The sequence below is a fragment of the Rhizorhabdus wittichii genome (genome assembly GCF_017607425.1).
Classification (GTDB): Bacteria; Pseudomonadota; Alphaproteobacteria; order Sphingomonadales; family Sphingomonadaceae; genus Rhizorhabdus; species Rhizorhabdus wittichii.
The window spans coordinates 1,266,944-1,284,885 of the sequence record NZ_CP059319.1 but is presented as its reverse complement, the minus strand read 5'-3'; the positions used below and the strand labels follow the sequence as shown (position 1 = coordinate 1,284,885).

12 protein-coding genes are annotated in these 17,942 nt (G+C 68.1%); 6 read left to right on the top strand and 6 right to left on the bottom strand.

Annotation, left to right across the window (positions count from 1 at the left end):
* Positions 1 to 208 precede the first annotated feature (208 nt).
* The 5 genes from HRJ34_RS06190 to HRJ34_RS06170 all read left to right on the top strand — a co-directional run bounded on the left by HRJ34_RS06190 (position 209) and on the right by HRJ34_RS06170 (position 7,457).
* Complete coding sequence (locus tag HRJ34_RS06190) at positions 209 to 2,581, top strand: TonB-dependent receptor (RefSeq protein ID WP_030090881.1); 2,373 nt, start codon at positions 209 to 211, stop codon at positions 2,579 to 2,581.
* A 41-nt stretch (positions 2,582 to 2,622) separates the two neighbouring features.
* A complete protein-coding gene (locus HRJ34_RS06185; RefSeq protein ID WP_011951571.1) occupies positions 2,623 to 3,633 on the top strand; it encodes an LLM class flavin-dependent oxidoreductase in 1,011 nt (336 codons plus the stop codon).
* Positions 3,634 to 3,653: 20 nt separating this feature from the next.
* Positions 3,654 to 4,097 (top strand): ester cyclase, encoded by a 444-nt coding sequence (locus HRJ34_RS06180; RefSeq protein ID WP_011951570.1) that lies wholly within the window; start codon positions 3,654 to 3,656, stop codon positions 4,095 to 4,097.
* Positions 4,098 to 4,252: 155 nt separating this feature from the next.
* Entirely contained in the window at positions 4,253 to 5,299 is a 1,047-nt protein-coding gene (locus tag HRJ34_RS06175) for an AraC family transcriptional regulator (RefSeq protein WP_049771114.1), read from the top strand.
* 49 nt (positions 5,300 to 5,348) lie between these two features.
* Positions 5,349 to 7,457 carry a PQQ-dependent dehydrogenase, methanol/ethanol family gene (locus HRJ34_RS06170; protein ID WP_011951568.1) on the top strand — a complete coding sequence of 703 codons (2,109 nt, stop codon included), beginning with the start codon at positions 5,349 to 5,351 and terminating at the stop codon, positions 7,455 to 7,457.
* A 20-nt stretch (positions 7,458 to 7,477) separates the two neighbouring features.
* Here the strand turns inward: HRJ34_RS06170 and HRJ34_RS06165 are convergent, their stop codons facing one another.
* Positions 7,478 to 8,689, bottom strand: coding sequence for an MFS transporter (locus HRJ34_RS06165; RefSeq protein ID WP_016744191.1), 1,212 nt, complete (start codon positions 8,687 to 8,689; stop codon positions 7,478 to 7,480).
* Positions 8,690 to 8,790: 101 nt separating this feature from the next.
* On the opposite strand from HRJ34_RS06165, the gene HRJ34_RS06160 reads away from it, so the two are divergent.
* On the top strand, positions 8,791 to 9,576 hold the full coding sequence (locus tag HRJ34_RS06160; protein WP_208633610.1) for an AraC family transcriptional regulator: 786 nt from the start codon (positions 8,791 to 8,793) through the stop codon (positions 9,574 to 9,576).
* Between the two features lie 5 nt (positions 9,577 to 9,581).
* Here the strand turns inward: HRJ34_RS06160 and npdG are convergent, their stop codons facing one another.
* The 5 genes from npdG to HRJ34_RS06135 all read right to left on the bottom strand — a co-directional run bounded on the left by npdG (position 9,582) and on the right by HRJ34_RS06135 (position 17,871).
* Positions 9,582 to 10,253, bottom strand: a complete 672-nt coding sequence (gene npdG / locus HRJ34_RS06155) for an NADPH-dependent F420 reductase (protein WP_208633609.1) — start codon at positions 10,251 to 10,253, stop codon at positions 9,582 to 9,584.
* Positions 10,250 to 12,589 carry a 5-amino-6-(D-ribitylamino)uracil--L-tyrosine 4-hydroxyphenyl transferase CofH gene (cofH, locus tag HRJ34_RS06150; RefSeq protein WP_208633608.1) on the bottom strand — a complete coding sequence of 780 codons (2,340 nt, stop codon included), beginning with the start codon at positions 12,587 to 12,589 and terminating at the stop codon, positions 10,250 to 10,252. The genes npdG and cofH overlap by 4 nt, the downstream gene beginning before the upstream one ends.
* A 174-nt stretch (positions 12,590 to 12,763) precedes the next feature.
* Entirely contained in the window at positions 12,764 to 13,654 is an 891-nt protein-coding gene (locus tag HRJ34_RS06145; protein ID WP_011951563.1) for a helix-turn-helix domain-containing protein, read from the bottom strand.
* A 109-nt stretch (positions 13,655 to 13,763) separates the two neighbouring features.
* Complete coding sequence (locus HRJ34_RS06140) at positions 13,764 to 15,458, bottom strand: amidohydrolase (protein ID WP_208633607.1); 1,695 nt, start codon at positions 15,456 to 15,458, stop codon at positions 13,764 to 13,766.
* A gap of 70 nt (positions 15,459 to 15,528) precedes the next feature.
* Positions 15,529 to 17,871 (bottom strand): TonB-dependent receptor, encoded by a 2,343-nt coding sequence (locus HRJ34_RS06135; protein ID WP_011951561.1) that lies wholly within the window; start codon positions 17,869 to 17,871, stop codon positions 15,529 to 15,531.
* Positions 17,872 to 17,942 lie beyond the last annotated feature (71 nt).

The following is a 17,942-nucleotide window of genomic DNA, read 5'->3' as shown; positions in this document are numbered from 1 at the left end:
GTCAGGATCCATTGCCGCTTCGTTGAGATAGAGCGGGAGCGTTGCGGTTCTGGATGCTGAATCAAGTTCAGCATGACGAAGGGTATGTTGCGCCGCCCACGCATTCGGTGGCGAAAAGCGGCTCTGCCTTGCAGGGGGCGTCTTGGTGCATCGACAGGACCCCGGCACCATCGGCCCCATAAGAAATCCAGATGTCAGGGGTATGACGATGAAAAGGGGAATTGGGATATTGTCGGCTTCGGCCGCCACGCTGGCCGTGTTCGCGCCGGGTGCCGGCCATGCGCAGGACGCGGCGGGGCCCGTCGTCGCCAGCGGCCTCGAGGAGATCACCGTCACCGCCCGCCGGCGCGAGGAGAATATCCAGTCGGCGCCGCTCTCGGTCTCCGCGTTCAGCAGCGCCGCGCTCGAGGAGCGCAACGTCCAGAGCTCGTCCGACATCACCAGCTTCGTGCCGAACGTGCAGTTCGACAGCGCGGCGAGCGAGTCCGGCGGCGGCGCGTCGAGCCAGATCTCGATCCGCGGCATCGGCCAGACCGATTATGTGCTGACCGTCGAGCCGGCGGTCGGCGTCTATCTGGACGGCGTCTATATCGGCAAGTCGATGGGCTCGCTGCTCGACGCGGTCGACATCGATCGGCTGGAGGTGCTGCGCGGCCCGCAGGGGACGCTGTTCGGCAAGAACACGATCGGCGGCGCGATCCAGCTCATCTCGAAGCGGCCGACCGACACGCTCGAAGGCTATGGCGAGCTGGCCAGCGGCAGCTACAGCCGCTTCGACGCCAAGGGCGCGATCTCGGGCCCGCTCAGCGACACCGTCCGCGCGCGCCTGTCGGGCGCCTATCAGAGCCGCCACGGCTTCGTGAAGCGCGTCACCGAGACCGGCCAGGACACCGGCGACCGGCAGGGCAATGTCGACCGGTTGAGCGGCCGCCTCGCGATCGAGGCCGACCTGACCTCCAGCCTCACCGCGACGCTGACCTTCGACGGCACCCGCATCCGCGAGCAGTCGCCGGGCCAGATACTGGTCAAGGCCGACGAAGGCGCGGCCTTCTCGGGCGCCTATAATGCCGGCGTGCCCGGCGGCGTCTGCCTGCCGGGGGCCGGCGCCAGCCGGTTCGCCAACCCCTATTGCTACAACAGCCAGTGGGTCCGCCCGCTCAAGTCGCTGGAGACCACCAACAGCGGCCCCAACTATGCCGACACCGACGTCTATGGCGCGGGGCTGAACCTCGAATGGAAGCTCGGCGGCGCGACGCTCAAGTCGATCACCGCCTGGCGCAAGGTGAAGGTCGACATCGCGCAGGACATCACCGGCTCGCCGCACTATCTCAACTTCATCGAGCAGCACATCAAGACCGAGCAGTTCAGCCAGGAGTTCCAGCTCCTCGGCGATCTCGCCGACGACAAGCTGCACTATGTGCTCGGCCTCTATTACCTGCACGAGAGCGGCACCCAGCTCTTCCCGGTGCAGCTCACGCTCGTCCAGTTCCTGTCGGGCGGCAAGATCCGCAACGACAGCTATGCGGGCTTCGGCCAGGTCACCTACGACCTGACCGACCAGTTCTCGATCACCGGCGGCCTGCGCTATTCGGACGAGACGCGGCGCTTCAATCCGGGCGTGCAGGTGCTCCAGGGCTATGCCGCGCAGACCGACGTGCCGGGCTTCGTCAACCTGTTCGCCGGCGCGGTCGGCCCGGCCGGCACGCCGCTCTTCCCGGCCGGCTGGTATTCGCGCGGGTCGAAGTCGACGACGCCGATGGTCTCGGCCAACTACAAGTTCAACCGCGACGTCATGGCCTATGCGAGCTTCTCGAAGGGCTTCAAGGGCGGCGGCTTCACGATGCGCTACTTCCCGCCCGTCATCCCGGCGCCGGGCACCGACCCGAACGACATCGTCTCCTATGCCGGCCCGGAAAAGGCGACCTCCTATGAGGTCGGCCTGAAGACCGAGCTGTTCGATCGCCGCCTGCGCTTCAACGTCGCGGCCTTCTACACCGACTACAAGGACATCCAGGTCACCTACAACATCGACCCGGACGGCCCCGGCCCGATCGGCAATTTCGTGCCGGTGCTCGCCAACGCCGCCTCGGCGAAGATCAAGGGCGTCGAGGTCGAGGCGTCGGCCCGGCTCGCCGACTGGCTGCGGCTCGACGGCAGCCTCGGCTATACCGATGCCGACTATAAGGGCTTCTCGGCCCAGGCGCTGGCCAACTATCCGACGGCGGGCAGCTTCCGGGTGCCGAACACGCCCAAATGGACGGCGAACATCGGCGGCACCGCGACGCTGTTCGACAGCGACGACAAGGGCACCGCGCTGGTCCGCGTCGACTATGCGTACCGCAGCAGCCAGTTCAAGGAGTTCAGCAACGATCCGACGCTGTTCCAGAAGGGCTTCGGACTGCTCAACGCCAGCCTGACCTACAAGCTGCCCGGCGACCATATCGAGCTGTCGGCCGGCGCCACCAACATCACCGACAAGACCTATATCGTCAGCGGTGTCTCCAACACCGGCATCGGCTATACCCAGGCGACCGTCTCGCGGCCGCGCGAATGGTTCGTCCGCGCCAAATATCGCCTCTGACGGGCATCGGTCGCAGCTTCAACATCAGACACAGGATGGTCATGCCGACACGTTTCAGCATCATGGTCACCGGGGCGCTGCCGATGAAGGACTATGTCCCGCTCGCGCAGCAGGTGGAGGCCTATGGCTTCGACCAGATGCACATCGCCGACGACCTCGTCTTCCGTCCGGCATGGCCGATCCTGACGATGATCGCGATGAACACCAGCCGCCTCCAGCTCGGCCCGTTCATCGTGACCCCGCAGGTCGCCAATCCGGTCTACCACGCCGCCAACCTCGCCGCGCTCGACGAGCTGAGCGGCGGGCGGATGGTGTGCGGCGTGGGGCGGGGGGGCTTCAACCCGCTGCTCGGCATCACCAACCCGGTCAAGCCGGTGAAGATGCTCAAGGAGGCCTGGCTGCTGATGAGCCGGATGCTCCAGGGCGGCCGGGAACCGTTCGACGGCGAGTTCTTCAAGGCCACCGCCGATCTCTATTTCCAGTTCGACGTCGCCCGGACGATCCCGCTGTTCATCGGCACCTGGGGCCCGCAGATGGCGAAGATGGCGGGCTCGATCGCGCCCGGCATCAAGATCGACTGCACCGCCAGCCCCGATCACATTGCCGAGCTGCGCCGCCAGTTCATCGCCGGGGCCGAGGCGGCCGGGCGCGACACCGGCAATATCGAGATCATCGCCGGCCCGCTCGCCTCGATCGACGAGGACCGCGCGGCGGCCGAGGACAACATCCGCGGCATGCTGGCGCTGCTCCAGCCCTTCCTCGCGCCGATGACCTTCGCGGCGGGGATCACCCAGGAGGAGATCGACGCCTCCTACAACGCCTTCACCGCGGGCGAGGTCGAGAAGGCCAAGGCGCTCGTCACCGACAAGGCGGTCAAGGCGTTCAGCCTGACCGGAACGCCCGGCGACGTGATCGGCCAGATCGAGGCGATGATCGCGGGTGGGGCCGACCATATCGCCTTCGGGCCGCCGCTCGGCCCCGATCCGGCCGGGTCGCTGCGCCTGATCGGCGAGAAGATCCTGCCGCATTTCCGCAAGCTGCGGGACCGCTGACGAGCATCCGGGAGAGAGCCATGCTGACCGAAGCCATTTTCGACGACCTGGAACAGGCCTGGAGCGACAAGGACATCGACCGGCTGGTGTCGCTGTTCACGCCCGACTGCATCTATGAGGACCTGGCGCTGGGCGCCCGCCACGAGGGCCATGCCGGGGTGCGCGAGTTCGCCGAGGGCGTGTTCGCGACGATGCCCGACTTCACCCTGCGCTTCCCGGTGCGGCTGGTGACGCCCGAACGCGGATCGAGCCACTGGACGATCAGCGCCCATTGGAACGGCCCGTTCGAGGGCGTCGACCGGACCGGCCACCCGATCGAGTTCCACGGCCTGTCCTCCTACGTCTTCCGCGACGGCCGCATCGCCCACAATATCGACTGCTGGGACTATGTGGCGATGATCAAGGCGTTCGGGGTGCTGCCGCTCGGCCTCGCCGCGCTGCCCACCGCCGAATCGGCCTCGTAATTACGACCTTCATTGCGCGTTCGGGCTAGACTCGCATGACGATTGGGATGATCTTCGAAGGACGGAGGACGCGGAAGGCGCCTTGCGGGCCCCGACGGGAGCGCCCGGCGCGATGGGAGCACGCCATGTCTGGATTTGGACCGGTCTTGCAGGAGATGGCTGTCGATCAGCGCTTCCTCGCGAACGCCGCCGCGCCGGCCCTGGAGAGCGTCCATCGGCACAGTTTCGCCAGCCTGCGCCCGGCCGACGCGCTGGACAGCGTCACCCGCGTCTTCTTCCCGCATGAGGTCGTCGTCCGCAGCAACGACAAGCATCTCGACTTCAACCATTGCTCGGCCTCGCTCGGCGACATCAGCCTGAACCAGATCGCCTATGGCGCCGACGTCGACGTGCTGATCACGCAGTTGCAGCGGACGCATTTCGTCTTCGTCGTCGCGCTGACCGGCGAGGCGGTGGTCGAGTTCAACCAGCAGAGCTGGGCGTTCCGCAGCGGCGACAGCGTGCTGCTGTCGCCCAGCGTCCGCTACAATTTCCAGATGGGGCAGGACCATACCCATCTCGCGATCGGCATCCCGTGCAGCCGGCTGATCGGCAGCGGCCGTCCCTATGAGGCGGTCCACAACGTCGTCGAGCGCGCGGCGGACGCCCCCAATGGCGGGGCCGCCAGCCTGATGGGGTTCATCGAATATCTCTGTACCGAGCTGCATCGCGGATCGCCGATCTTCGGCATGCAGGACGTCGTCGCCGCGAACGAGAACAGCTTCCTGGCGATGATACGCGCGGCCCTGTTCGACCGCGAGATGCCGGTGCGGCAGGCGGCGGTGCTGCCGGTCTTCGTCCGCCGCGCCGAGCAGTTCATCGCCCGGCATCTGAAGGACGACATCCAGCTCAGCGACATCGTCGAGGCGGCGGGCGTCCCGGCGCGGACGCTCTATCACGGCTTCGAGCGCTTCATGGGCCATAGCCCGATGCGCTGGCTGCGGCTGCGCCGGCTGGAAAGCGCGCGCGCCGACATCATCGCCAGCGACGGCGAGATCTCGGTGACCGCGCTCGCCAACCAGTACTGGATCGGCCATGGCGGCCGCTTCGCCAACATGTACCGCGAGATCTATGGCGAGCCGCCGTCGGCGACGCTTGGCCGCGCGCGGGCGACGGCGCTGCGCGCGATGACCGGGCCCAAGGTTGCGCAACGCGTACAATGACGGCGTCCATGACCTAGTCGGCATCCGCCTCGCGACCGATAAGGGAGGGATGTCCCTTGTCCGGTCCAGGCTATCAGGAGCGAGAAGCGTGAAATTCAAGGCGGTTTCAGCGGCCATGCTGGTGGTCGCACTGGCGTCGTGCGCGCCCCGGAAGGCGGCCAATGTCGATTGGGCGCTGCACGGCCAGGACGCGGGCGAGAAGCGGTTCAGCGACCTCGGCGAGATCACGCCCGCCAATGTCGGCCAGCTCGGCGTCGCCTGGTATGCCGATTTCGACGCGCGCTCGCTGCGCGGGGTCGAGGGGACGCCGCTGGTCGTCGACGGCGTCATGTACGCCTCCGGCCCGTGGAGCAAGGTGATCGCGCTCGACGCGCAGAGCGGCAAGAAGCTGTGGGAATATGATCCGCAGTTCGACGGCGCGATCGCGCGGCGCGCCTGCTGCGACGTGGTCAATCGCGGCGTCGCCTATGCCGACGGCAAGGTGTTCGTCGGCGTCCTCGACGGCCGGCTGGTCGCGCTCGACGCGAAGACCGGCAAGCCGGTCTGGACGGTGCAGACCACCGACACGACCAAGTCCTACACGGTCACCGGCGCGCCGCGCATCGTCAAGGACAAGGTGGTGATCGGCAATGGCGGCGCCGAATATGGCGTGCGCGGCTATGTCACCGCCTATGACGTCGCGACCGGCAAGCAGGCGTGGCGCTTCTACACCATCCCCGGCGACCCGAAGAAGGGCTTCGAGAACGACGCCATGGCGATGGCCGCCAAGAGCTGGAACGGGGAGTGGTGGAAATATGGCGGCGGCGGCACCGCCTGGGACTCGATGGCCTATGATCCCGAGCTCGACCTGCTCTACATCGGCGTCGGCAATGGCGGTCCGTGGGATCGCGCCGTGCGCAGCGCCGGCAAGGGCGACAACCTGTTCCTGTCGTCGATCGTGGCGGTGCGCCCCTCAACCGGCGAATATGTCTGGCACTTCCAGGAGGTGCCCGGCGACGAATGGGATTATACCGCCACCCAGCACATGATCCTCGCCGACCTCGAGATCGACGGCAAGCCGCGCAAGGTGCTGATGCAGGCGCCCAAGAACGGCTTCTTCTACGTGCTCGACCGGACCAACGGCGCCTTCATCTCGGGCACGCCCTATGTCCCCGTCACCTGGGCGAAGGGCCTCGATCCCAAGACCGGCCGTCCCGACATCGTGCCCGAGGCGCGCTATAGCGGCACCGGCAAGCCCTTCCTCGGCATGCCGTCGCCGGCCGGCGGACATGGCTGGCAGCCGATGAGCTTCAACCCGAAGACCGGCCTCGTCTACCTGCCGACCGCCGAGATTCCCTATGGCTATATCTCCGGCAAGACGGAGGATTTCCGCTTCGACCCGCGCGGCTGGAACACCGGGCAGGACCCGGGCAAGACCGCGATGCCCGAGGACCCGGCGATCCGGCGGCAGATTCGCGGGATGATGGGCGGCGCGCTCGTCGCCTGGGACCCGAAGGCGCGCAAGCGGGTCTGGTCGGTGCCGATGCCGCTGCCGTGGAACGGCGGCGTGCTGTCGACCGCGGCGGGCCTGGTCTTCCAGGGCAACGGCACCGGCGACTTCGCCGCCTATGACGCGACCAGCGGCAAGAAGCTCTGGTCGATGCCGATGGGATCGGGGATCGTCGCCCCGCCGATCACCTATTCGGTCGCCGGGGTCCAATATGTCTCGGTCGCGGTCGGCTGGGGCGGCATCCTGCCGCTCAACATGGGCGAGGCGCTCCAGGCCTCGGTGAAGCCCAAGGTCAATCGCGTCGTGACCTTCCGCATCGGCGGCAAGGCGCCGTTGCCGCTGCCGGCGAAGGAGGCCGAGGCGCCGCTCGCCCCGCCGCCCTCGACCGCCTCCGCCGCCGTGATCGAGCAGGGACGGGTGCTCTACCATGTCCGCTGCTGGATGTGCCATGGCGACACCGTCGTGAACCATGGCGGCGTTCCCGACCTGCGCCGCTCGATGGTGATCGCGGACGCGGCGGCCTTCCGCGGCTTCGTCCTCGAAGGGGCGGCCGAGCCGCTCGGCATGCCCAATTTCTCGAAGGACCTGAAGCCCGACGAGGTCGAGGCGATCCGCGCCTATGTCATCAAGCGTGCCAACGACTTGAAGGCCGATCCTAAGATGCCGTGAGAGTGGCAGGCGACCGGGGTTCAGCCCCGGTCGCGTTCGGGATCGGGCAGAAACACGGCGAGCAGGCCGATCACCGGCAGGAAGGCGCAGATGGCGTAGACCATCTCGATCCCCGCCAGGTCGGCGACCTCGCCCAGTATCGCCGCGCCCAGCCCGGCCATGCCGAAGGAGAAGCCGAAGAACAGGCCGGAGATCATCCCCGGCTTCCCCGGCACCAGCTCCTGCGCGAACACGACGATCGCCGGGAAGGCCGAGGCGAGGATCAGGCCGATGATCACCGTCAGCGGCCCGGTCCAGAACAGGCTGGCATGCGGCAGCAGCAGCGTGAAGGGCAGCGCGCCGAGGATCGAGAACCAGATCACATATTTGCGCCCGAAGCGGTCGCCGAGCGGGCCGCCGGCGATCGTCCCCACCGCCACCGCGCCGAGGAAGACGAACAGGTGGAGCTGCGCCACCTCGACGCTGACGCCGAAGCGCTGGATCAGGTAGAAGGTGAAGTAGCTGGTGATGCTCGCCAGGTAGAAATATTTCGAGAAGATCAGCGCGAGCAGGATGGCGATGCCGGTCAGCGCCTTGCCGCGCGGCAGCGGCGGGGCCGCTTGCCGGCCGGCATGGCCGCGCGACAGGCGGGCGAGGCCGTGGTGGCGATACCATTGGCTGACGTTCCACAGGATCGCGCAGGACAGCAGGGCCAGCATCGCGAAGAAGGCGAGGCTCGACTGGCCCCAGCGCAGCACCACGATCGCCGCCGCGAGCGGGCCGAGCGCCGACCCGGCATTGCCGCCGACCTGGAACATCGACTGGGCCAGGCCGGGCCGGCGGCCCGCCGCCATCCGCGCCACGCGCGAGGATTCGGGGTGGAACACCGACGACCCCATCCCCAGCAGCGCCGCGCCGACCAGCAGCAGCCCATAGCTGTGCGCGACCGACAGCAGCATCAGCCCCGCCAGCGAGAACAGCGTGCCGCCGGGCAGGGCGAGCGGGGTCGGTCGCTTGTCGGCATAGAGCCCGACCAGCGGTTGCAGGATCGAGGCGGTCATCTGATAGACCAGCGTCACCAGCCCGACCTGGCTGAACGACAGGCCGAGCTCCGCCTTCAGATTGGGATAGATCGACGGCAGCAGCGACTGCATCATGTCGTTGAGCAGATGGCACAGGCTGATCGCGGCGATGATGCCGAACACGGTGCCGTCGGTCTCGACACGGGGCGGGGCGGCTTTGGTGGCGTTCATGGTCCTGACTCGTCGGTCGAAGCGTTTTCGTCGCCATAGGGCCTCCCCTCCTGGCCCGCATTCCTATATGGGTCTTTCACTTTCGCGAGTGGGACAATCCGGTGCCGTGGTCCGACCCATCCCTCGTCGAGCATGTCGATCGTCCGATCGTCGCGGTCGGCAACGAATATCCGCCGGCGTTCGAGCTCGACTGGCATCGCCACCGGCGCGGCCAGCTCATCTATGCCGCGCGCGGGGTGGTGGTGGTCAGCACCGCGCAGGGCGTCTGGGTCGCGCCGCCCGAGCGCGCGGTGTGGACGCCCGGCGGGGTCAGCCATGCGGTGCGGATGGTCGGCGCCGTCAGCACCCGGAGCGTGCTGATCGAGCCCGACGCCCATGGCTCGCTGGGCGACGCCAACAAGGTGATCCAGGTCTCCCCGCTGCTGCGCAGCCTGTTGGCGGCGGCGTGCGAGATCGATCCCGAATATGACGTCGCCGGGCGTGACGGGATGGTGATGGCGCTGCTGCTCGCCGAACTCGCCCGCGCGCCCAGCGTGTCGCTCGCCGTGCCCTTCCCGAAAAAGGCCGAGATCGCGCGCAAGTGTCAGGCGTTTCTCGACGCGCCGAGCCCGCACGACACGATCGATATGTGGAGCGCCGGGCTCGGCATGGGCCGGCGCGCCTTCACCCGCCTCTTCCGGCAGCAGACGGGGCTCAGCTTCGGCGCCTGGCGGCAACAGGCCTGCCTGCTGATCGCGCTGCCCCGGCTCGCGGCCGGGGAGGCGGTGACGACGATCGCGCTCGACCTGGGCTATGAGAGCCCGGCCGCCTTCACGACGATGTTCAAGCGGCTCGCCGGCGTCGCGCCCAGCCATTACCAGTCGGCCGGGCGGGCGATGGTCGATTGAGGACCCTACAGCGCCTTGCCGCTGGCCGGATCGATCAGCGTGCCGGTGATGCGGATGCCGGCGCCGTCGACCTGATAGGTCTTGTTGAGGAAGATCAGGACCGAGGTCAGCGCCTCGGCCGCCGCGGAATTGGCGAGCGCGCCGCCATGGATGCCGCGCAGGCCGATCGCGTCGGCCAGCGCCACCACCTGCTCGCGCGCGGCCTTGTCGTCCCCGAACACCAGCACGTCGCAGCCGATATCCTCGTCGGTCGCGAGCTTGTGCGCGGCGACGTTGTGGAAGCCCGAGACGACGGTGACACCTTCGCCGAGAAGCTGCGCGGCGCGGCCGGCGGCGCTGCCTTCGGCGGGGAGCGACACGCGCATCACCTTGGGCGGGACGAGCGGCACCGTCGTGTCGACGACGATCTTGCCCGCGACATGCGGCGCGATCTCGGCGAGCGCACCCTCCTGCGCGGCGAAGGGGACCGCGACGATCACCAGATCCGCGCCCGCCGCCGCCTCCGCATAGCCGGCCGCCGCGATGCCGTGGCCGAGCTCCTCGGCGGCGCCGCGGGCGCGGTCGGGATCGCGCGAGCCGAGCGTCACGACGGCCCCGGCGCGCGCCAGGCGGCGGGCGAGCGCCGCGCCGAGCTTGCCGGTGCCGCCGATCACGGCGATCTTCTGGGTGATGGTCATGCAAGAGGCTCCAGGAAGGGGGCCGGCCGCGGATCGACCGGCTGGTAAAGCGTGGTGCGCTGATAGGCCGGGCGGCCGGCGTCGGCGGCAAGCGCGATCATCTGCGCGCGATCGAAGCACTGGCCGTTCTGGCCGCCGGCCGAGCGGGTGATCGATTCGTCCATCAGCACGCCGCCCAGGTCGTTGGCGCCGGTGTCCAGGATCGCGCGCGCGCCGTCGGGGCCCATCTTCACCCAGCTCGTCTGGATGTTGGCGATGACCGGGTGCAGCACGATCCGCGCGATCGCGTGCATCAGCACCGCCTCGCGATAGCTGGGGCCCGAGCGCGCCTTGCCCTTGCGCCACAGCGGCGCCTCCATATGGACGAAGGGCAGGGGGACGAACTCGGTGAAGCCGCCCGTCTCGGTCTGCAAGGCGCGGACCCGCAGCAGATGGCGGGCCCAATGCTCATAGCCGTCGACATGGCCGAACATGATCGTCGCGGTGCTGCGCAGGCCGACGCCGTGCGCGGTCCGCATCACCTCGATCCACTCGTCGGCGGTCAGCTTGTCGGGGCAGAGGATCGCGCGGACCTCGGGATCGAGGATCTCGGCGGCGGTGCCGGGTAGGGTCGAGAGACCGGCCGCCTTCAGCCGCGCCAGATAATCCTCGAGCGGAAGCCCGAGCGTCTGCGCGCCATGGGTGACTTCGAGCGGGGAGAAGGCGTGGATGTGGATCGATGGCGCGGCGGCGCGGACGGCGGCGACGATGGCGAGATAGGTGTCGCCGTCGAAGCTCGGATGGATACCGCCCTGCAGGCACACTTCGGTCGCGCCGCGCTCGGCCGCCTCGGCGGCGCGGCGGCCGACCTCATCGAGGTCGAGCCGATAGGCGGGACCGCGCTCGGCCTTGGTCGATCCCTTGGAAAAGGCGCAGAAGCCGCATTTGTATAGACATATATTGGTGTAGTTGATGTTGCGGTTGACGGCATAGCTGACGCGGTCGCCATTGACCTGCCGCCGCAGTTCGTCGGCGGTGCGGGCGATCGCGGCGAGGTCGCCGCCTTCGGCCCGGAACAGCGCGACGATCTCGCCTTCGTCGAGCGTCGCGCCCGATCCCGCCCTGGCGAGGATCGCGGCGATCCCGGCGGTCGCCTTCGGTTCGGCATCGAGCCCGATCGCGGGCACCGCGCCGCCTTCGCCCGCCGCCCAGTCGTCGGTCTTGGGCAGGCCGCGCCCGTCGACGAGGCGGCGGATGCGGGTGGCGAGCGCCGGATCGGCCCAGCGGTCGACCGCGCGGGCATGGGCCGGGCCGATCGCGAGCCGCTGGAGCAGGGTGCGTCCCGCCTCGGCGGTCGCCTCCGCGAGCACCTCCAGATGCGGCCAGGGCGCCTCGGGGTTCACATGGTCGGGGGTGACCGGCGACACGCCGCCCCAGTCGTTGACCCCGGCGCGCAGCAGCGCGGTCAGCTCGGCGCGGTCGTGGAGGTTGGGCGGCGCCTGGATCGTCATGGCGGGGCCGAGCACCAGCCGGGCGGCGGCGATCGTCCAGAGATGCTCGTCGAGCGACGGCTCGGCATGGCCGGCCATGCGGGTGTCGGGCTTGGCGCGGAAATTCTGGACGATGACTTCCTGGATATGGCCGTGGCGCGCGTGCAGGTCGCGGATCGCGACCAGCGCCTCGATCCGCTCGGCGCGGGTCTCGCCGATGCCGATCAGCAGGCCGGTGGTGAAGGGCACGCCGGCGCGCCCGGCCGCCTCGATCGTCGCGATCCGCGCGGCGGGGCGCTTGTCGGGCGATCCGAAATGCGGCCCGCCCGGCTCGCACAGCCGGTCCGACGCGCTTTCGAGCATGATCCCCATCGACGCCGACACCGGGCGCAGCGCGGCATAGTCGTCGGCGTCCATCAGGCCGGGGTTGAGGTGCGGCAGCAGGCCGGTCTCGTCGAGCACCGCCTGGGCCATGTCGCGCAGATAGGCGAGGGTGCTGGCATGGCCGCTCGCCGCCAGCGCCTCGCGCGCCGCCGCATAGCGGTCCTCGGGCCGGTCGCCGAGCGTGAACAGTGCCTCGCGGCACCCGGCCGCCTCCCCGGCGCGGGCGATCGCCAGCACCTCGTCGCGGCTCAGATAGGCGGGGCCGGCCTGGCGCGGGGTGGTGGCGAAGGTGCAATAATGGCAGACGTCGCGGCACAGCCGGGTCAGCGGAATGAACACCTTGCGCGAATAGGTGACGATCGGCCCGTGCGCGGCGAGGGTCATCGCCTCGCTCTCCGCGATCATCCGCGCGAGGCCCATCGCGTCGAGCCGCGTCAGGATGGCGTCGGCGCCCCGTCGATCGAGATCATGTCCGGTCGCCATCGATCAATCCCCTCGCGCCGTTCCTTGCCTGCATCGCCGGCACTTAGCCCGTGGGGGGCCGTGGTCGGCAAGCCATTTATGGTAATGACGAGTCCATAGTGGCCACGGAATGCTGCCCGATACCGCCATTCGGGGACTGTTCCAGGGCGATCGCTTGGGAATCGAAGAAAAATGCTATAGCCGTTTGCGAAATTCCCGTGGGCACATCCGGTAGAGGCGGCGGAAACGCGCGGCGAAATAGGATGGGTCCTCGAATCCGCAATTGACCGCGATTTCACCAATTGATTGCTTGGTATGCATCAGCAGGTTGCAGGCGCGGACCATGCGCCGCTCGATCAGATAGGCATGCGGGGTCATGCCGACGCTGTCCTTGAACAGGCGGATGAAGTGGAAGCGGCTGACCCCCGCCTCGCGCGCCAGCATGTCGAGCGAGATGTCCTCGGCGATATGCGCCTCGACATAGTCCTTCACCCGTTGCAGCACCGGGCTCGACAGCACCGATCGCGCCGCCGGCCGGACCACGATCGCGCCGTTCTCCGAACAGAGCAGGCTCGAGATCAGGTGATTGGTGATCGTCTCCATCAGGAAGGCGGAGATCGGCCGCGGCGACAGGATCGTCGACAAGATCGACTGCATCAGCAGCAATATGCTCGGGTCCTCGAAGACCAGCTTGGCCTGCAAGTTGACGCGCGCGGGATCGCCCTTGAAATGCTCGGCCCAGGCCGCCTGCATCAGCTCATAGGGCAGGTAGACGTCGAAGATGTCGAGCGGATCGCCGGTCCAGCGCCAGTCGCAGCGCAGGAAGGCGGGGGTGAGGGTGAGCGACGCCCGCAACAGCTCCGCCCGTTCCCATTGTCCCTCGACGGCGCGGTCGACGACGCCGTTGGGGTTGATCGAAAGGCTGATCACCGGATCGTTGGACTGATCCTTGATCGTCGCGGTCTCGCGGTCGAGCCGGTGGATGAAATAGCTCGCCGACCGCCGCGACTCGCTGTAGCAGCGCATGAGGCATTCGACCCCGGCGGGCAGGTCTCCATACCAGTCGAAGCCTGCCTTTGCCGACATGACGCGATCGCTCCTGACGCTCCGACCGATGGCAGGTTGCGTGACTTTTCAATGAAAAGCAATTTGCTCCGGTTCGGCGGCCGGTCGACCGGCCGCCGGCCGTGCCGCGTCACGGATGCTGGTAGGCGGTCTTTCCGTCGATGATCACCTGGGTGACGACGACGTTGTGGACGTCGGTCGCCGGAATCTTGAACGGATTGCGGTCGAGGATGATCAGGTCGGCGATCTTGCCCGGTTCGATCGTCCCCAGCTTGTCGGCCATGCCGAGCTGCCTGGCGGCGTTGATCGTGAAGATGTCGATCGCTTCCTTGAGGGTGATCGCCTCGGCCGGGCCATAGACCTCGCCGGGGCGCTGGTCGTCGGGCGCGCGCCGGGTGACCAGCGTCTCGATGCCGATCCAGGGATTGGCCGAGGGAACCACCGACCAGTCCGACCCGGCGATGACCAGCGCCCCCGAATCCAGCCCCTCGCGCACCGGCCAGACGCGCTTGATCCGGTCCGGCCCGATGGCCTTGATGATGTCGTCGTTGATCGCCGACGGGAACCACAGATAGGGCGAGAATTCGAGCGTCGCCCGGATGGTCTTCGCGCGCGCCAGATCGTCCGGCTTGACGAAGGTCAGGTGGCCGACCTCGTGCATCGGGCCGTTCGGGCCGTTGGCCTTGCGCGCCGCGGCGATCGCGTCGAGCGCGGTGCGCGAGGCCTGGTCGCCGGCGGCGTGGAACTTGACCGTGATCCCCATCTTGTCGAGGCGGGTGACCAGCGGATCGAGCGTCGCCGGCCCGACGAGCAGCAGCCCGCGCGCCGGCTCGTGGAGATGGCCGTCCGCGCCGGGCGCGTACGGATCGATCATCGCCGCGGTGTGGCTCTCGGTCGGGACGCCGTCCTCGTACATCTTGACGCAGTCGGTCCGGAAGCGCGCGCGCTCATAGCTGCGGCGGTTGCGGAGGATATCCTCGAATTCCTTGTCGCCGCTATAGTGGAGGCACCCGACCACGCGCTGCTTCAGCAGGCCTCGGTCGGCGAGGGCGGCATAGGTTTCCAGGCCGGCGCGCGGCACCCGGGCGTCGACCAGCCCGGTCACGCCGTGCGACAACATGGTGTCGAGCGCGGTGTCGAGCGCCTTGACGTTCTTCTCGAGCGAAGGGGCCGGGATCGCCCGCTTCACCTGGTCGCGTCCGCTCTCGCGGAGCAGGCCGGTCGCCTCGCCCCGCGCGTCGCGCTCGATGATGCCGCCTTCCGGATCGGGCGTGTCGCGGGTGATGCCGGCCAACTTGAGCGCCAGGCTGTTGGTCCACATGCTGTGTCCGCTGATGTCGGTCAGCGCCACCGGATTGTTCGGGGCGACCCGGTCGAGCATCTCGCGGGTCGGCGGGGTGTCGCCGAAGGAGACGGCCTGCCAGCGGCCGCCGGTGATCCACTCGCCGGGCTTCGCCGCCTTCACGCAGGCCGTGACGGCGTCGAGGATATGCTGGGGCGCCGCGCCATATTCGAAGCGGCATTCGGACATCGCCAGCCCGGCCCCGAGCGGGTGGACGTGCATGTCGTAAAGGCCGGGCATCACGGTCTTGCCGCCGAGATCGACCATCTTCGTGGAGGGCGCGCGATAGGCGCCGAGCGCGGCCGCGTCGCCGACCGCCAGGATCGCGCCGTCCTTGACGGCGACGCCGGCGGCCCAGCCCTGCGGCGTATAGACCTCGCCATTGGTCAGGATCAGGTCGGCGGTGCGGTCCGCGGCCTGGAGCGCCGATGCCGAAAGGAGGGCGGCGATGATCAGGGTTGCTTTATGACGGGCCGTCTTCATCGTCCTCCTCCTCCAGGTCAGATCATGGTGGGGGAAGGTGTCGCGGACTTCCTTCCCCCGCCGCTTTCGGTCAGAAGCGGTAGCCGATCGTCGCGCCGAAGGTGCGCGGGCGCACCACATAGGAGCGATAGACGGCGCCCCGGTTGTTGTCGCGGGCGCGGTAGCCCTGCCAGACGGCCTGATCGAGCAGGTTGTTGACGAACAGCGACATGTCGATGCCGTCGATCCGGTGGCCGATCCGCATCGACAGCGCCTTGAGCGCGGGCGCGGTGCTCAGCGTCGGGTCCGAACCGCCGTTGCGCGGATCGATGCCCGGGATCAGGTCCGACTGGTGCGAGCGATAGTCGAAGTCGGCGCGGATGTACGAGTCATGATGGTCGCGCAGCGACAGCTCATACTGGCCGTGCAGCGACACCGTCCACGGCGGCGACACCACATGGTTGCCCTTGGTCACCAGCGGCACCGTGGCGAGCGGACCGCCGAACACGGTGTCGAGGAACTTGGCGTTGGTGTAGCCGATCTCCGCCTGCAGGGTGAAATCGTCGGTCAGGCGATAGTCGAGCTGGATGTCGAGGCCGCGGCTCCGCGCCGAGCCCAGGTTGGAGGTGAACTGGAAGCCGCAGGCGCCGAGGCCGACGACCTGCTGGATGTTCTTCCAGTCGATCTGGTAGACGCTGCCCTGCGCGCTGAAGCGGCTGGTGCGGGTCTTGAGGCCGAGCTCGTAGCTCCACACCGAGTCCGAATTATAGGTCTGCGGGCGACCGTTCGGATAGCCGAGCGCGTTGAGGTTGCTCGCCTGGCAGGGGACGCCGACCTGCGGGTTGTAGCCGCCCGGGCGGAAGCCCTTCGAGGCCGAGGCGTAGACCAGCGTGCTCGGCGTCACCTGGAACTCGGCGCCGAACTTCGGCGTGAACGGCTTCTCCTTCTGGCGGCCGACGTCGGTCACCGACGGGCCGACGACGGGCCCCTGCGCGAAGGAGTTGATGGTGAACTTGGTCTGGCCGTAGCGCAGGCCCACCGTCAGCGTCAGCCGGTCGACCGGCTTGAAGTTGACCTGGCCGAAGGCGGCGATCTGCTCGTCCTTCGAGCTGGTCGACTGGTCGTAGATCAGGCGGCCGTTGACCAGCGGCGGGAACACCGCCTGCAGCGCGGGCGCATATTGGAAGATGAACGGATCGTCGACCTGCTGGATCGAGGTCTGCTTGGCCTTCTGGTAGAAGCCGCCGACCTGCCAGGTGAGCATCGCGTCGCGGTCCGTGGAGGCGAGGCGAAGTTCGCCCGTCGTCACCTTCTGGGTGTTCTCGAACGCGCTGAACGCCCGCTGGTTGGCGAAGAGCGGCAGGGTGATGCCGGTGAACAGGCTCTGGTCGAACGTGGTGTAGTCCGACTGGAAGTTCTGCTTGCGATCGAAATAGGAGGCGATCGCGGTCAGGTCGACCGGGCCGAACGCATATTGGATGTTGAGCGTCGGCAGGTAGAAGCGGTCGCGGCCCGATTCCGGCACCCGGTTGCCGTTCAGGAACTCGCCCTTGTCATAGTTGGAGAACTGCGCGTCCGGCGTGGCGAGCGAGGTGCGGACATTGTCCCAGCTATCGGTGCTGTCGTTGTTATAGACCTTCTGATAGGCGATCGACGGCGTGATCTTCAGCTCGGGCGTCGGCTCCCAGACGAAGGCGATGCGGCCGACATAGCTGTTCTGATAGTTGGCGTCGTCGGTGACCACGCCCTTGTCTTCGAAGCGGACGCGGTCAATCCAGCCGCCGTCGCGGCGGTAATAGCCGCTGACGCGAACGCCCAGCTTGTCCTGGATCAGCGGCACGCCGAGGGCGAGGCCGGCCTCGTAGCTCGGGCCGCCATCCTCGGTCATCGCGAATTCGGTGCGCGCATAGCCCGACGACTTGGTCGTGCTCGGCTGCGGCGAGATGAAGCGGATCGTGCCGCCCTCCGAACCGGCGCCGAACAGCGTGCCCTGCGGACCGCGCAGAACCTCGACGCGCTCCAGGTCGAAGATCACCGGATAGGTGTTGCCGCCGCTATAGCCGAGCGACCGGATCTGGATCGGCGTGTCGTCGATATAGACGCCGGTGGTGGCGGCGCCGGCGGTCGAGTTGATGCCACGGATCGAGATGTTGGTGGTGTTGTTGGTCGCCTGGAACACGACGCCCGGCGTCTGGCGGATCACGTCGGCGAAGTTCCGGACGCCGCGGCTGTCGAGCTTCTCCTGCGAGAAGGCGCTGACGCTCAGCGGCACCTTGCTCAGCGATTCGGACTGGCGGGTCGCGGTGACGACGATGTCGCCGCTATACTGCTCCTCGGCCGGCTGCTCGGCCTGGGCGAGGGCGATCGCCGGCAGCATCAGCGCCGCGACGGCGACCGACGACTTGGTCCAGCCAAGATGTGAATGCTTCTTCATAAAAACCCCCTTCTGTCTGCCTCGATCGTCTGCGGCAGGTGGTGATGTTCGTCCCTGATGGATGATGGCGC

What these genes read in the sequence shown, in the direction of transcription:
- HRJ34_RS06190 (WP_030090881.1), top strand. Translation starts at nt 209, where the DNA reads ATGAAAAGGGGAATTGGGATATTGTCGGCTTCGGCCGCCACGCTGGCC.
- HRJ34_RS06185 (WP_011951571.1), top strand. Translation starts at nt 2,623, where the DNA reads ATGCCGACACGTTTCAGCATCATGGTCACCGGGGCGCTGCCGATGAAG.
- HRJ34_RS06180 (WP_011951570.1), top strand. Translation starts at nt 3,654, where the DNA reads ATGCTGACCGAAGCCATTTTCGACGACCTGGAACAGGCCTGGAGCGAC.
- HRJ34_RS06175 (WP_049771114.1), top strand. Translation starts at nt 4,253, where the DNA reads ATGGCTGTCGATCAGCGCTTCCTCGCGAACGCCGCCGCGCCGGCCCTG.
- HRJ34_RS06170 (WP_011951568.1), top strand. Translation starts at nt 5,349, where the DNA reads ATGTCCCTTGTCCGGTCCAGGCTATCAGGAGCGAGAAGCGTGAAATTC.
- HRJ34_RS06165 (WP_016744191.1), bottom strand. Translation starts at nt 8,689, where the DNA reads ATGAACGCCACCAAAGCCGCCCCGCCCCGTGTCGAGACCGACGGCACC.
- npdG (WP_208633609.1), bottom strand. Translation starts at nt 10,253, where the DNA reads ATGACCATCACCCAGAAGATCGCCGTGATCGGCGGCACCGGCAAGCTC.
- cofH (WP_208633608.1), bottom strand. Translation starts at nt 12,589, where the DNA reads ATGGCGACCGGACATGATCTCGATCGACGGGGCGCCGACGCCATCCTG.
- HRJ34_RS06145 (WP_011951563.1), bottom strand. Translation starts at nt 13,654, where the DNA reads ATGTCGGCAAAGGCAGGCTTCGACTGGTATGGAGACCTGCCCGCCGGG.
- HRJ34_RS06140 (WP_208633607.1), bottom strand. Translation starts at nt 15,458, where the DNA reads ATGAAGACGGCCCGTCATAAAGCAACCCTGATCATCGCCGCCCTCCTT.
- HRJ34_RS06135 (WP_011951561.1), bottom strand. Translation starts at nt 17,871, where the DNA reads ATGAAGAAGCATTCACATCTTGGCTGGACCAAGTCGTCGGTCGCCGTC.